Origin of the sequence: Streptococcus mitis NCTC 12261 (genome assembly GCF_000148585.2) — a bacterium.
Classification (GTDB): domain Bacteria; phylum Bacillota; class Bacilli; order Lactobacillales; family Streptococcaceae; genus Streptococcus; species Streptococcus mitis.
On the sequence record NZ_CP028414.1, the window covers coordinates 1490618 to 1505402 of the forward strand.

The 14785-nt window shown below is 42.4% G+C and carries 15 protein-coding genes and 1 riboswitch; of the genes, 3 read left to right on the plus strand and 12 right to left on the minus strand.

Features of this window, described 5'->3' with window-relative positions:
• Positions 1–37: 37 nt before the first annotated feature.
• The 6 genes from fabD to SM12261_RS07580 all read right to left on the minus strand — a co-directional run bounded on the left by fabD (position 38) and on the right by SM12261_RS07580 (position 4614).
• Entirely contained in the window at positions 38–958 is a 921-nt protein-coding gene (fabD, locus tag SM12261_RS07555; RefSeq protein ID WP_000167635.1) for an ACP S-malonyltransferase, read from the minus strand.
• Positions 951–1925 (minus strand): enoyl-[acyl-carrier-protein] reductase FabK, encoded by a 975-nt coding sequence (fabK, locus tag SM12261_RS07560; RefSeq protein WP_000857456.1) that lies wholly within the window; start codon positions 1923–1925, stop codon positions 951–953. Before fabK ends, fabD begins: the two co-directional genes overlap by 8 nt.
• A gap of 117 nt (positions 1926–2042) precedes the next feature.
• On the minus strand, positions 2043–2267 hold the full coding sequence (locus SM12261_RS07565) for an acyl carrier protein (protein WP_000257838.1): 225 nt from the start codon (positions 2265–2267) through the stop codon (positions 2043–2045).
• 59 nt (positions 2268–2326) lie between these two features.
• The gene (locus SM12261_RS07570; protein ID WP_000852951.1) at positions 2327–3301 is read right to left on the minus strand and encodes a beta-ketoacyl-ACP synthase III; all 975 of its coding nucleotides are present in this window, start codon (positions 3299–3301) and stop codon (positions 2327–2329) included.
• On the minus strand, positions 3301–3735 hold the full coding sequence (gene fabT / locus SM12261_RS07575) for a fatty acid biosynthesis transcriptional regulator FabT (RefSeq protein ID WP_000386356.1): 435 nt from the start codon (positions 3733–3735) through the stop codon (positions 3301–3303). Before fabT ends, SM12261_RS07570 begins: the two co-directional genes overlap by 1 nt.
• Positions 3736–3828: 93 nt before the next feature.
• The gene (locus SM12261_RS07580; RefSeq protein ID WP_000400068.1) at positions 3829–4614 is read right to left on the minus strand and encodes an enoyl-CoA hydratase; all 786 of its coding nucleotides are present in this window, start codon (positions 4612–4614) and stop codon (positions 3829–3831) included.
• A gap of 209 nt (positions 4615–4823) precedes the next feature.
• On the opposite strand from SM12261_RS07580, the gene SM12261_RS07585 reads away from it, so the two are divergent.
• The 3 genes from SM12261_RS07585 (at position 4824) to serS (ending at position 8050) form a co-directional block, all read left to right on the plus strand.
• Complete coding sequence (locus SM12261_RS07585; RefSeq protein WP_000869665.1) at positions 4824–6188, plus strand: aspartate kinase; 1365 nt, start codon at positions 4824–4826, stop codon at positions 6186–6188.
• A 2-nt stretch (positions 6189–6190) separates the two neighbouring features.
• A complete protein-coding gene (locus tag SM12261_RS07590; protein ID WP_000079350.1) occupies positions 6191–6562 on the plus strand; it encodes a DUF956 family protein in 372 nt (123 codons plus the stop codon).
• Between the two features lie 213 nt (positions 6563–6775).
• A complete protein-coding gene (serS, locus tag SM12261_RS07595) occupies positions 6776–8050 on the plus strand; it encodes a serine--tRNA ligase (protein WP_000884220.1) in 1275 nt (424 codons plus the stop codon).
• A 23-nt stretch (positions 8051–8073) separates the two neighbouring features.
• Here the strand turns inward: serS and SM12261_RS07600 are convergent, their stop codons facing one another.
• From SM12261_RS07600 to zapA, 6 genes are all read right to left on the minus strand, one after another.
• A complete protein-coding gene (locus SM12261_RS07600; protein WP_000735981.1) occupies positions 8074–8973 on the minus strand; it encodes a TDT family transporter in 900 nt (299 codons plus the stop codon).
• A gap of 109 nt (positions 8974–9082) precedes the next feature.
• Complete coding sequence (locus SM12261_RS07605) at positions 9083–9631, minus strand: carboxymuconolactone decarboxylase family protein (RefSeq protein ID WP_004256949.1); 549 nt, start codon at positions 9629–9631, stop codon at positions 9083–9085.
• 131 nt (positions 9632–9762) lie between these two features.
• Positions 9763–11085 carry an alanine/glycine:cation symporter family protein gene (locus SM12261_RS07610; protein ID WP_000891462.1) on the minus strand — a complete coding sequence of 441 codons (1323 nt, stop codon included), beginning with the start codon at positions 11083–11085 and terminating at the stop codon, positions 9763–9765.
• A 90-nt stretch (positions 11086–11175) separates the two neighbouring features.
• Positions 11176–11264, minus strand: a riboswitch (glycine riboswitch).
• Between the two features lie 163 nt (positions 11265–11427).
• A complete protein-coding gene (locus tag SM12261_RS07615) occupies positions 11428–13764 on the minus strand; it encodes an endonuclease MutS2 (protein WP_001035049.1) in 2337 nt (778 codons plus the stop codon).
• A 102-nt stretch (positions 13765–13866) separates the two neighbouring features.
• Positions 13867–14415 (minus strand): CvpA family protein, encoded by a 549-nt coding sequence (locus SM12261_RS07620; protein ID WP_000622765.1) that lies wholly within the window; start codon positions 14413–14415, stop codon positions 13867–13869.
• Positions 14412–14714 carry a cell division protein ZapA gene (gene zapA, locus SM12261_RS07625; RefSeq protein ID WP_000002019.1) on the minus strand — a complete coding sequence of 101 codons (303 nt, stop codon included), beginning with the start codon at positions 14712–14714 and terminating at the stop codon, positions 14412–14414. Before zapA ends, SM12261_RS07620 begins: the two co-directional genes overlap by 4 nt.
• Positions 14715–14785 lie beyond the last annotated feature (71 nt).

Here is a 14785-nt window from a genome sequence, read left to right on the forward strand (position 1 = left end):
CTCCTGTTTCCTCCTGTATTTATGGGAGAAGGGATTACTAGTTTCCTAGAAGAGCTTCCAAACTCGCCTGATCTTCAACATTGGCTAGTTTAGCTGTCTTATCAATTTTTTTGACAAAGCCTGACAAGACTTTCCCCGGTCCAATCTCGATAAAGTTGGTTACGCCTGCTTCTTGCATAACCGCAATACTTTCATAGAAACGAACTGGTTCCTTGACCTGACGCGTCAAGAGTTGAGCAATGTCTTCTTTTTGCATAACTGCAGCTTCTGTATTGCCGACTAGGGGACAAGTAAAATCTGAAAAACTTACCTGAGCTAGAGTTTCAGCTAGTTTCTGACTAGCTGACTCAAGGAGAGCGGTATGAAAAGGTCCTGAAACCTTAAGAGGAATCAAGCGTTTGGCACCAGCTTCCTGCAAGAGTTCTACAGCTCGATCAACTGCAACCACTTCCCCACCAATCACGATTTGTGCAGGTGTATTATAGTTGGCTGGGGTAACCACTCCAAGTTCGGAAGCTTTTTGACAGGCTTCTTCAATGACCTCTACTGGCGTATTGAGAACTGCTACCATCTTACCAGAGCCAGCAGGAGCCGCTTCTTCCATATAGGCTCCACGCTTAGCAACCAAGGCAACCGCATCTTCAAAATCCAAGGCGCCACTGGCCACCAAGGCAGAGTATTCTCCAAGAGACAAACCAGCAACCATATCAGGTTGATAGCCCTTTTCTTGCAATAAACGGTAGATAGCAACTGAAGTCGCTAAAATGGCTGGTTGCGTATAGCGGGTCTGGTTAAGTTTTTCTTCTTCCCTATCAATGAGATGACGCAAATCGTAACCAAGCACCTGACTTGCTTGATCAATCGTTTCTTTGACAATAGGGTAGTGATCATAGAGATCCCGTCCCATACCTAGATACTGGGCACCTTGGCCAGCAAATAAAAAGGCCGTTTTAGTCATTTCTTACAACTCCTGCCCAACGAGAGGCTTCTTCTTGAATTTTCTTAGCTGCTCCGTAATACAAATCTTTTAGGATTTCTTCAGCTGTTTCTTCTTTGGAAACAAGTCCTGCGATCTGACCTGCCATAACAGATCCACCATCCACATCTCCGTGAACAACCGCTTTGGCTAGAGCACCCGCTCCCATTTGTTCAAAAATTTCTAAATCTGGATTTTCTTGTTTAAAGGCATCTTTCTCAGCTTTTTCAAAATCACGAGTCAGTTGGTTTTTAATAGCTCGAACAGCATGTCCAAAGTGTTGAGCTGAAATTGTAGTATCAATATCTCTAGCTTTTAAAATTTTCGCCTTGTAATTTGGATGGGCATTAGACTCTTTTGCAACGACAAAACGAGTTCCAACCTGAACAGCTTCTGCACCTAGCATAAAGCCAGCAGCAGCACCTTCACCATCCGCAATCCCTCCTGCAGCAATAACAGGAATAGATACAGCAGCAGCAACCTGGCGCACCAAGGTCATGGTTGTTAATTTACCGATATGCCCCCCAGCTTCCATTCCTTCTGCAATAACGGCATCCGCACCGATTTTTTCCATGCGTTTAGCTAGGGCCACACTTGGTACAACAGGAATAACCGTAATACCGGCTTCATGGAAACGTTCCATGTATTTGCTTGGATTTCCTGCGCCTGTTGTAACTACCTTAACCCCTTCCTCGATAACGAGGTCTACAATATCTTCCACAAAGGGAGACAAGAGCATAATGTTGACACCAAAGGGTTTATCAGTCAATGATTTGATTTTATCAATATTTTCCTTGACAACTTCTTTAGGGGCATTCCCCCCACCGATAATCCCTAGTCCTCCAGCCTTGGAAACAGCTCCTGCCAAATCACCATCAGCAACCCAGGCCATTCCTCCTTGAAAAATAGGATAATCAATGTTCAATAATTCTGTAATACGCGTTTTCATAGTGCCTCCATCGTTTCTTGCTTACGTAATAGTTCGATACCGTCATAATTTGACAATCAAACTATTGCCTAAACAAGAGGGAGCGGGTTTCCCTACTCCTTCTATCTTATATTCTGCTTATTTTGTTTGCTCTTCAACATAGGCAACCAAGTCACCAACTGTTTTCAAGTCATCTTCTGCTTCGATTTGGATATCAAAAGCATCTTCGATTTCTGAGATTACTTGGAACAAGTCCAATGAATCTGCGTCCAAATCATCAAAAGTTGATTCAAGTGTTACTTCTGATGCGTCTTTCCCAAGTTCTTCAACGATAATTTCTTGTACTTTTTCAAATACTGCCATGATAGGACTCCTTTAAAATAAATAGTTTTTTTATAACAATGTGTTCACCACATGATTACCTAAATTGTAAGAATGAGCGTGCCCCATGTCAAGCCTCCACCGAAGCCTGATAGTAGAACAGTCTGGCTACCATCTAAACGGATGAGGCCTTGTTCTACACACTCTGAAAGTAAAATCGGGATACTGGCTGCACTGGTATTGCCATATTCCATCATATTGGCTGGAAGTTTATCTCGGTTAACACCAATTTTTTTAGCCATTTTATCCAAGATACGGTCATTAGCCTGATGAAGTAGCAGATAATCCAAGTCTGTTGCCTCTACAGGAGATTCTTCAATAGTCTGCTTGATAGACTTGGCTACATCCCGAATAGCAAAATCAAAGACTGCGCGCCCATCCATCTTCAAAAATGAATCTGCACTTTCTTGATCTGAAAACGGAGAATGCAAGCCTGAATGTCCATAAGTTAGACACTCGCTACGACTCCCATCACTATTGAGACTCTCTGCCAAGAAACGCTCTTGCTCGCTAGCTTCTAACAAGACACCACCAGCACCATCTCCAAACAAAACAGCTGTTGATCGATCTGACCAATCGACTGCTTTAGAGAGGGTTTCACTACCAATCACCAAGCCTTTTTGAAAGCGACCAGAAGCGATAAACTTTTCAGCAGTTGAAAGAGCAAATACAAATCCACTGCAAGCTGCTGTTAGGTCAAAAACAAAGGCCTTATTAGCACCAATATTAGCTTGAACACGAGCAGCTGTAGAGGGCATCATCGAATCTGGAGTAATGGTAGCTAGGATGATAAAATCCAACTCCTCTCCTGTGATTCCAGCTTTTGCCATCAGTTTCTTGGCAACTTCTGTAGCCAAATCACTAGTAGATTCTGTTCTTGAAATATGCCTTTGTCGTATTCCCGTCCGACTTGAAATCCACTCATCATTGGTATCCATAATCTGAGCCAAATCATGATTTGTAACCACTTGCTCTGGCACATAATGAGCAACCTGGCTTATTTTTGCAAAAGCCATTATCTCAAATCCTCCAAAAATTGATAAAGATTGGTCAAACCTTTGCTCATAACCTCCATCTCTTGCTTACTCATACCATCAATGATTTTTTCAACCATAGCCTTGTGGAAGCGTTTATGTAGTCTATGAACCAAGCGACCTTTCTTTGTCAAATGCAGATGCACTACACGTCGATCATGTTCTGAACGAATGCGTTCAATGTAACCCTTGCGTTCGAGATTATTCAAACTAGTCGTAACTGTCCCAAGAGTAACCATCAACTCTTTTGACACTTGACTTGGTGTCACATCTGGAACTTTTCCAATCACATCAATCGTATGCATTTCTTTGATGGAGATATCCTTGAAACGACTACCCCTCAAGCTAACTTCCTCAATAACGAGGACATTGTTAAATATAGACGTTAAATATTCATTAATTCGTTGGTAGTCCAATCTTTCCTTCCCTCCTTTTCAAAAAAACTTTTAGAATCAAAACATTTGACAAGAGAATTATATCAAAGTTCAAAGAATGGTGCAAGTATTTTTTTATTTTCCTGTAAATTTAGGTCTTCTTCTTTCCGAATGAGCCCGAACTCCCTCTTTGAAATCCTCTGTTTTCGCTAGTGACCCCTGAAGGTTCAGTTCTAAAGTAGCATAATCTTGCCAATCTTTAAATTGGCTCTCCCACACCAACTTCTTAATGGCAGCATAGGAATTGCTTGAACCACGTCTTAATTTTTTAAGAAGCTGTTCTCTCGTCTTTTCAAGTTTATCAGCTTCAGAAACGCGGTAAACTAGGCCCCACTCTAGAGCTTTTTCTGCTGTCAAAGCCTCTCCTGTCATGGCTAGTTGAGTAGCACGCGTCACACCAATACTTCGGCTCAAAAGATGAATTCCTCCTGCATCTGGAGCCAAACCAACTCCAACAAAGGCTTGGATAAATTTAGCCTTATCCGTTGCCAGACAGAAATCTGCAGCAACAGCCATATTCGCTGCGGCACCTGCAACAGCCCCATCAACTTCCATCAAAACAGGCTTTGCAATTTGCTTGATTTTATAAGAAATAGTATTGACCAATTCTGCGATTTTCGTCAATGATGGAATATCATCCTCATCCACTGCCCGCTTCATCTCTACTAAATCTCCCCCAACTGAAAAGACTTTGCCATTCGCGTTGATTAAGACAAAATGCACAGCCGGATCCTCGTCTGCCAAAGTCAGAGCTTCTAAAATCTCCTCACACATAGGAATATGAAAACCATTCGCGACCTCAGGACGATTCAAGGTAAGAATTGCCAAATCCTCTTCAAGCTGATAAATAATGTGTTCCATCAGGACTCCTTTTTATTTTATAAGCAGTTTAAATTATTCTATTTTCAAAGTATATCTTTTTTAAAATCAGAAAGCAAGAAAAAATCAACTGAAAGTGTCTCAGCCGATTAGAAAGGATCGCTTTATACTAGAAAGCATCTTATTTTCTTCATTGAAAAAAGGCTTTCTTTCTGCTATAATCGTATAAAATACTTACTTTAGGAGTTCTTATGAAGGTTGTTAAATTTGGAGGTAGCTCTCTTGCCTCTGCTAGTCAATTAGAAAAAGTTTTAAACATCGTAAAAAGCGATTCAGAGCGTCGTTTTGTAGTCGTTTCTGCGCCTGGTAAACGCAATGCTGAAGATACTAAGGTTACGGATGCCTTGATTAAATACTACCGCGACTATGTTGCTGGTAACGATATTAGTAAGAGTCAAAACTGGATTATCGACCGCTATGCTGCTATGGTTAGTGAACTAGGTCTTAAACCAGCTGTGCTAGAAAAAATTTCTAAAAGCATTCGTGCCTTAGCTACTCTTCCTATCGAAGAAAACGAATTTCTCTACGACACTTTCCTAGCAGCTGGTGAAAATAACAATGCTAAATTGATTGCTGCCTACTTTAATCAAAACGGGATCGATGCACGCTATGTGCACCCTAGAGAAGCTGGTATTGTGGTCACAAGTGAACCTGGTCACGCTCGCATCATTCCATCAAGTTATGACAAGATTGAAGAATTGACAAATACAAATGAAGTTCTTGTCATTCCTGGTTTCTTTGGAGTTACCAAGGAAAATCAAATCTGTACCTTCTCACGTGGAGGATCAGACATTACAGGTTCTATCATTGCTGCCGGTGTTAAGGCAGACCTCTATGAAAACTTTACGGATGTTGATGGTATCTTTGCGGCTCACCCAGGAATCATTCACCAACCACACTCTATCCCAGAGTTGACCTACCGTGAAATGCGTGAGTTGGCCTATGCAGGCTTCTCAGTCCTTCATGACGAAGCCCTTCTTCCCGCCTACCGTGGAAAAATTCCTCTGGTTATCAAGAATACCAACAATCCTGATCATCCAGGTACTCGTATCGTTCTAAAACACAGTAGTGATGAATTTCCAGTAGTAGGAATTGCTGGTGACTCTGGCTTTGTCAGCATCAACATGTCTAAATACCTCATGAACCGTGAGGTTGGATTTGGACGCAAGGTTCTTCAAATCCTTGAAGATCTTAACATCGGTTGGGAACATATGCCAACAGGTATCGACGATCTTTCAATCATTCTCCGTTCTCGCGAACTAACTCCTATCAAGGAAGAAGAAATCCTTCGTCAGTTGGTTCAAAAGGCTGAAGTAGACCATGCAGAAATCGAGCACGACCTTTCAATCATTATGATTGTTGGAGAAAAGATGAAGAGCCATATCGGAGTAACTGCTACTGCGACACGTGCTCTATCTGAAAATAAGATCAACATCCAGATGATGTCTCAAGGTTCTAGTGAAGTGTCTATCATGTTTGTTGTCCATAAGGACCAAGAGAAAGCAGCTATTAAAGCCCTCTACAATGCCTTTTTCGGTGAAAGTAAGGAAGACTAAGCATGGCTCAATCACTTAACAAAACAGTGCTCCTCAATACGACAGGCACCTCCTACCTCTCTATAGCTGGGAAAGTTGGGAAATTCCTTGTCGGAGATCAGGCTTTGGAATTTTACCCCGATGTCAATGTTGAACAATTTATCCAGATTCCTTGGAGCCATATCAACCAAATTGGGGCAAATGTCACTGGGCGAAAAATCAGTCGCCACTTCGAAGTCTTTACAGACAGAGGAAAATTCCTCTTTGCTTCAAAAGACTCAGGTGCCATTCTTAAAATTGCTCGCGAAAAACTGGGCAATGACAAGGTCGTCAAACTTCCGACCCTGATTCAAACCATTAGTCAAAAATTTAAAAATCTATTTGCAAAAAAGTAGAAACTTTAGTATAATCATAGCAACGGATAAGTAGGTTATCTTCTTCTTTCAGAAAGTCTGCGGGTGCTGCGAGCAGATAGGAGGGATAGGTGAAATTCTACCGTTAGTAACAATTGCATACACAATCAAGTGCACACCTGTGAAGTTGGATGGAACCGTGGCCCTGCCACTCCAACGCTTTGTCAGGTGTGCTTTTTTCATAAAGGAGTTCTTATGTTAGATATCAAACGTATTCGTACAGACTTTGATGCTGTCGCAGAAAAATTAGCTACACGTGGTGTAGATGCTGCTATCTTGAATGAGATGAAAGAAATCGATGCTAAACGTCGTGACATCTTGGTCAAGGTTGAAACTTTAAAAGCAGAACGTAACACAGTTTCTGCTGAGATTGCCCAAGCTAAGCGCAACAAGGAAAATGCAGATGACAAGATTGCTGCCATGCAAACTCTATCTGCTGAAGTCAAAGCCTTGGATGCTGAATTGGCAGAAATCGATGCTAAATTGACAGAATTTACCACTACTCTTCCAAATATTCCAGCTGATAGCGTTCCTGTTGGGGTTGACGAAGATGACAATGTGGAAGTTCGCCGTTGGGGTACTCCACGCGAGTTTGATTTCGAACCTAAAGCTCACTGGGATCTGGGTGAAGACCTTGGCATCCTTGACTGGGAACGTGGTGGTAAGGTAACAGGAGCTCGCTTCCTCTTCTATAAAGGTCTCGGCGCTCGTTTGGAACGTGCTATTTACAACTTTATGTTGGATGAACATGGAAAAGAAGGCTACACTGAAGTCATCACACCTTACATGGTTAACCACGATTCTATGTTTGGTACTGGTCAATATCCAAAATTCAAGGAAGATACTTTTGAATTGAGCGACAGCAATTATGTCCTCATTCCTACAGCTGAAGTTCCTCTAACAAACTACTACCGTGATGAAATCCTTGATGGTAAAGACCTGCCAATCTACTTCACTGCTATGAGTCCTTCATTCCGTTCTGAGGCTGGTTCTGCTGGTCGTGATACTCGTGGCTTGATTCGTTTGCACCAATTCCACAAGGTTGAAATGGTTAAATTTGCCAAACCAGAAGAATCTTACGAAGAATTGGAAAAAATGACAGCCAATGCTGAAAACATCCTTCAAAAACTTAACCTTCCATACCGTGTCGTTGCTCTCTCTACTGGAGATATGGGCTTCTCAGCTGCCAAGACTTACGACTTGGAAGTTTGGATTCCAGCACAAAATACCTACCGTGAAATCTCAAGCTGTTCAAACACAGAAGATTTCCAAGCCCGTCGTGCCCAAATCCGTTACCGTGATGAAGCAGATGGCAAGGTAAAATTGCTCCACACCTTAAACGGTTCTGGACTTGCAGTTGGACGTACAGTGGCTGCTATTCTTGAAAACTACCAAAATGAAGATGGTTCTGTGACCATCCCAGAAGCACTTCGTCCATACATGGGTGGAGCTGAAGTTATCAAACCATAAAAATAAGGCCTAGCTATTTCTAGCTAGACCTTTTTTCGTAACCAAATCAGATAAGCGCCTAATACAAAGAATAAAATAGTTAGACAAATAACGGTTTCAGCCACTACCAGATAATCCAGAAATGGAAGTTTCAAAATTCCCTGAGACATCTTGAGCGCGATAGCTGTGCTAATGGTTGGGAAGGGAAGGGCTGAGAAGGATGGTTGAAAGCCTTGTTTTAAAATATTGGGCAGGCGAGTTAAAACAAAGAAAAAGAAGGATTGAGAAGCCAAAATCATGACGATTAAGACCCAATTTGGTAAGCTCTCTCCTCCAACTCGAACAAGGGAAGCCAAGAGTAGAGAGAAAGGAGCACAGTAGATTCCTTCTTGCGCAAGCAAGGCTAGCGGGAGTGGATGTTTCTTTAAATCGCTATAAATAAGCGGGTAGAGATAGAAGGTCAAGAGAAATCCAAAAATCAAGGTCACATAGGCAATTTCGATGATACCTACGAGAGGATAGGTCAAGGCTGCCACTGCTATCCCCACATAAAGCACCGTCCAGCTGGGAGTAGAGTTTACTCTCTTACATGGATAGGCAAATTTAATTGTAAAAATAACAATCAAGGCCCAATCCAAGAGAAAAGAAAACCACCAGAGTCCTTGCGCTACTATTGGCAAATGAGGGAAAATGCGAAAGACATAAGTCGATAAAATCATCCCAGCCATGGGAAAGGTCCCCATTCCTGACAAAAGAGGAGGCTTAGTCAATTCTTGCTTGGTTTCCTTCCAACTAAACAAATGCAAAATCAGAAAGTAAATCCACAAAATCAAACCTGTCAGACTAAGCAGATGGGACAGAATCGGTAACGTATCTAACATAAGATTTCCAGCTCCTGCCAAACCTAGCAAACAACCAGAAAATACCAAGGGGAGTTTTTTCATCTTAACCTCCAATAATCATGTCAGTTTCAGTATAGCATAAAAGTGCTTAAATGAGGGGATAAAAAAACGAAGTCCGATTATTTCAGACTTCATTTTACTCAGATATGAATTAAGCATAAGGTTGCAATTCTGGATTAATTGGGGTATTAGCTAGGTTGTTGGCATAGTTACAAAGGCTTGCTAGGCTGACACCAAGAACCACATCCAAGGCATTTTGTTGGGTGTAGCCAGCTTCTAAAAATTCAGATAAGGCTTCATCTCCTACACGACCCTTGGTATTGATAACCGCCAAGGTAAACTTAGCTAGGGTGTCCAATTTAGGATCTGTTTCAATTGGAGTACGATTGCGGAGGGCTTGCAAAAGGTCATCATTCATCTGGATTTGTTTGATTGAAAAGGCTGTGTGACCTGCGACGCAGAAGGCACAACCATTGGTTACGGCTGCTGTGATTTGCACCACTTCACGCTCAACGGGTGTCAAGCTGTTGCGACGGTTGATAGCTCCGACAGTACGGTAAGCCTCTAAAGCAGTCGGTGCATTAGCCAAGAGACCAATTAGGTTAGGAATATAGCCATTGTTATCTTTTTCTACTGTTTCAAGAACTTCTTTCACTTCTGCTGGTGCTGATTCGACTGTATGGATTGTAAATGTTGTCATCATAAAACCTCTTTTTATTTTGTTGAAATCTAGTCTATCACAGATTCTATACCGTGTATAATATATATTTTAAATTGCACTGATAGAAATTTTTTATGAAAGCAAAAAATCACACGAGATGTGTGATTCCATTATTTATTAAAATACTTTTTAGTTTCAGCAATAACAACTGGAGATAAAACTAAGAGGGCAATCAAGTTTGGTAGAGCCATCAAAGCATTGACAATATCTGCGATAATCCAAACCATATCCAACTCGATGAATCCTCCCAGCAAGACCATGAGTACAAAAACCACACGGTAGAGCCAGATAAAGCGAACCCCAAAGAGAAACTCAAAACAACGTTCCCCGTAATAGTTCCAACCTAGAATCGTTGTAAAGGCAAAGAGCACAAGGAAGATGGTCAAAAGGGCAGGTCCAAAGTGTGAAAAGACTGTTGAGAAGGCTGACTGAGTCAAAGCCACCCCATTCAAGTCACCACTCCAAACACCAGTTACCAAGATGGTCAAACCAGTCAGAGTACAGATGATGAGGGTGTCAATAAAGGTTCCTGTCATGGAAATCAAGCCCTGCTCTACCGGTTCATTTGTCTTAGCGGCAGCAGCTGCAATGGGAGCAGAACCCAGACCAGATTCGTTTGAAAACACACCACGCGCTACACCATTTTGAATAGCCATTCGAATGCTAGCACCTGCAAATCCACCTACCGCAGCAACAGGACTAAATGCTGATGTCAAGATTAAAGCGATTGTAGCAGGGATTTTCCCAATATTAAAGAAAATAACTGTAAGAGTTCCCAAAATATAGATGATGGCCATAAAAGGAACAACGGTAGTTGAAACCTTTGAAATGGACTTGAGTCCACCAAAGACTGCAATCGCTACAAATACAGACAACACAAGAGCTGTGATTGCTGGCGAAATAGTTGTTGTATTCTGGATAGATTCTGTAATCGAGTTGACCTGGGTGAAGGTCCCGATCCCCAATAAAGCCACTAAGACACCTGCCAGGGCAAAGAAGATAGCAAGGGGACGCCACTTTTCTCCCATCCCTAGAAGGATATAGTGCATCGGACCTCCCGCTACTGCACCATGGTCATCCTTGGTACGGTATTTGATAGCTAGTAGTCCTTCCGCATACTTGGTAGCCATTCCAAAGAAAGCGGCCATCCACATCCAAAAGAGGGCTCCTGGGCCACCGACCTTGATAGCCGTCGCCACCCCGATAATATTTCCCGTACCAACTGTCGCTGCTAGGGCTGTACACAAGGCCGCAAAGCTGGATACATCGCCATGCCCCTTGTCCTTAGTAAAAATAAGCTGAAAGGCCTTAGGCAAACGCAAAACCTGCAAGAGGCCTAGACGAGCAGTTAGGTAAATCCCTGTCCCGACCAATAGAATCAAGAGGGGTGGACCCCAAGCAAAAGCATCAATTGATTTAAGCAATTCTAACATTTCCTTCTCCTATCTTTTCAACCCCAAAAGAAAGAGCACATGCAAGATACATGTACTCTGGAATGCTTAGATAAATGCTAAAAAGCGGTCTATCCTAGCTCTGTCCTTTTACCTGAGAGTTTGAGCAGTTGCCTGCCTTGCCCCTTCGGTGCCTTTACGGTCTCTCCAGAGTTCCGTCCATTTACAGTCATGGAAAATCAAACGATTCCCCACTTCTATTAAACTTCATTCGGTGTTGGTATTTAATTGATTCTTATTTTACAAAAAATGTTGGCTTTTGTCAATGTGTTTATTAGTAAAACTTAATTCAACAGTTTTTACTGTATAAAGCTCGGAATACTTCTATCCTTTAAACGTCACAATGGTCGCACCACTGCCTCCAGCATTTTGCGGGGCATAGCCGAAACTCTTGACATGTTTGTTTCTTTGTAGGTATTTAGTGACACCTTCACGGATGACACCTGTTCCGATACCATGGATGATATCAACTTGAGCCATATTATTAAGCAAGGCTTGGTCGATAAAGGCATCTAGCTCATTCATGGCCTCTTCATAACGTTTGCCTCGAAGGTCCAGTCTGGCTTGTGGTCCACGACCAGAAGTTCGTTTCACAACATTGACCTGTTTCTTCTTGACTTGCTTTTCTTGCTGGGCTTGAACAAGGTCAAATTCTTTCTCTTCTAAAGTCATCTTAATCAAGCCAACTTGGGCTTCCCAGCGACCGTCCTTGAGTTGACTGATCAAGGTACCACGCTGACCGTAACTGAGAACCACGATATCATCTCCCACCTTTGGAGCTCGTTTTTTCTTGGCCTTTTGAAGAACCTTGTTTTTAGACAAATCTACTTTTTCAGGAGCCAATTTTTTCAACTTGGCTTTGGCTTCAATGATTTCGTGGGGCTTGAGTTGAGATTTACTGTGGAGATTTTTGAGAATCTGGTCACTCTCACTGAGGGCCATGTCCACAATCTCAGCAGCCTGTTCACGCGCCTTGTTAAGCTCGGTTTCCTTTTCACGATTGAGCTCATTGTAGAGCTTTTTGAGAGCACGGTTCATCTTAAGATTTTCTTGCTCCACCTCACGGATATTGTCCAAGCGTTTGCGACTTTCTAGCGTCTGCTCTTCCAGTTGTTCAATGATTCGGTTGACATCATTGTCCTGATTGACCTGCTGACTGGCATCTCCTACGATAACTTCAGATAATCCTAAACGTTTAGCAATTTCAAAAGCATTGCTTCGACCAGGCACACCCTGCATAAAGCGATAGGTCGGGCGTAGAGTCGCAGTATCAAACTCCATGCTGGCATTTTGCACAAAGGCTGTCTCGATACCATAGGCCTTGAGTTCTGGATAGTGGGTGGTCGCCATTGTCTTGACTTGACGCAGGCGAAGGTCTTCCAGAATAGCCATGGCAAGAGCAGCTCCTTCTTGAGGGTCTGTACCAGCTCCCAACTCATCCAAGAGTAAAAGTGAATGTTGGTTAACCTTGCCAAGAATATCCACAATATTGGTCATGTGGCTAGAGAAGGTAGACAAGCTCTGTTCAATAGATTGCTCATCTCCAATATCGGCAAAGATTTCTTCAAAAATACCAACACGGCTTCCCTTATCTGCCAAAATCGGCAAACCTGACTGGGCCATAACCTGTGTCAAGCCCAGAGTTTTAAGCATGATGGTCTTCCCACCTGTATTGGGACCTGTAATGACAATGGCTGTTAAATCTTGACCAAAATGGACATCATTTGCGACGGCATTTTTGACCAAAGGGTGGCAGACATGGAGCAGTTGAATCTCCTGATTTTCTGACAGCTGAGGAACGACTGCTTGCCTTTCTTGGATAAAACGAACCTTGGCACGAATCAAGTCCAGATGGCCGATAATCCAAGCATCATTGGCAATCTCAGCCGCATGAGGGCGGACACGTTCAGAAATTTCTTGGAGAATGCGAAGCATTTCATAGCGCTCATCTGCTCGCAAACTAGCAATCTCTTCGCTCAGTTTGACCACCTCACGGGGTTCGATATAGACGGTGTTTCCGCTGGCAGAAATATCATGAACGACACCTGCAATCTTATTGCGGTAGGTGTTTTTAACTGGTAAAACCTGACGGCCATTTCTGCTGGCAACAATACCTTCCGTCAACATCTGCGCTTTTTGCTTGAGCAGGTCCTGCAAAACATCACGGACCTGACTCTCGCTATCATGGATTTTTCGACGGATTCGCGCCAATTCTTCACTGGCAAAATTTTCAATGAAACCTGCATCATTAAAGGCTTGGAGATTTCCTTGTAATTGCGGAAAATCGTGTAATTTTTCAAACCAAAGGGCTAATTCTTCCAAGCTGACATTTTCCAGATTATCATAAAAACTTTGTAGTTCTCTGCTAGAAAGAAGCACGCGCTTCAAAAGTAGGAACTCCTCGATATTGAGGTCCGCTCCCATCTCCAACCGCTTGCAGACTCCTGCGATTTCCTTGGTTGCAAGAATGGTAAAATGCGGTTGCTCAACAAAAAGAGCCTGCATTTCCTTCATCTCAGCAAACGCCTGTTTAATTTTATCCGCTTTAGCAGTCGGAGCCAGCTGTCTCAATTGCTCCAAGCCCTGCTCGGTCAACAAATGAGGCTCAAACAAGGCCTTGACCTTATTGAACTCTAATGTTTCTAATATTTTCTTATTCATCTTTATTTCCTTGTCTTTGAATGTCTAGGTGTGGTAGCTTTTTACATTCTGATAGATTCTAGTCAATCTGTAAACAAAGGGCTAGGAAAACTCCTGCCCTTTTTATCCGATTAAATTTGTCACCCAGATTTGTTTGAGCCAACTGGTTGTTACCGGTATGCTCTGGATGATGTGTTTTGCGACGATACTCTTTTCAAGAGGATTTTGTATAACTGCCATGGGGATGGTCGCCAAGATGGTCAAGGCCATTTGCAAGACAAATAAGGTCACCAACATGGACAAGATCCCTGCTGAAACTTGGAACAACTTACCACCCAGTTTTTTACTAGGAAGTAAGTGCAAAAGGAGACCAAGCAAACGACCGATGCTATAGACAATCCCAAATACAAGCAAGTAGCCGATCCCTGCGTAAAAGACCTTATCCAACTGAAAGAGTTGATCCGATGGGAAAAAGAAAGTTCCCTGACCTTCCTGCGGATTTGCATAAGGGAGCAGCAAATGAAATTGCTCTCCAAGTCCCTTATAAAACTGGCCAGCCACAAAAGCCGATGCCATGGCTGAAATCAGGTAATAAACCTGTAAGAGCAGGCCTCTCCGATAGCCGATATAAAATCCCCAAGCCAAGACCAATAGAAGAAAGAATGAAATCATAAGGAATCCTCAATCTTGCTCTGTTCTTGCTTGCAAGTCACGAGCTTGTGACGGAGTTCTTCTAATTCTTGCTCCTTATCATCAAATTCAATCTCACGGCTGAGTTGAGTTGACAAACAGTTGACTGCCAACAAAAGAGCGATTGTTTCATCATCTGCACTAGGCATTTGTTCTTTAATTGCTTGGTATTTTTCTGTCGCAACCTTAGCGATTTCCTCCATAAAGAGATTATCATGCTCGCTTGTCAAGGTTAGTGATTTTTTTCCGAATGTAAATTTGAACCGATTTAGATTTGCCATAAAATTCACCTCACGATATTATACCAAAATTCGCTAATTTTGTCAGTTTTTACAAATTTGCCTGCTTTTAT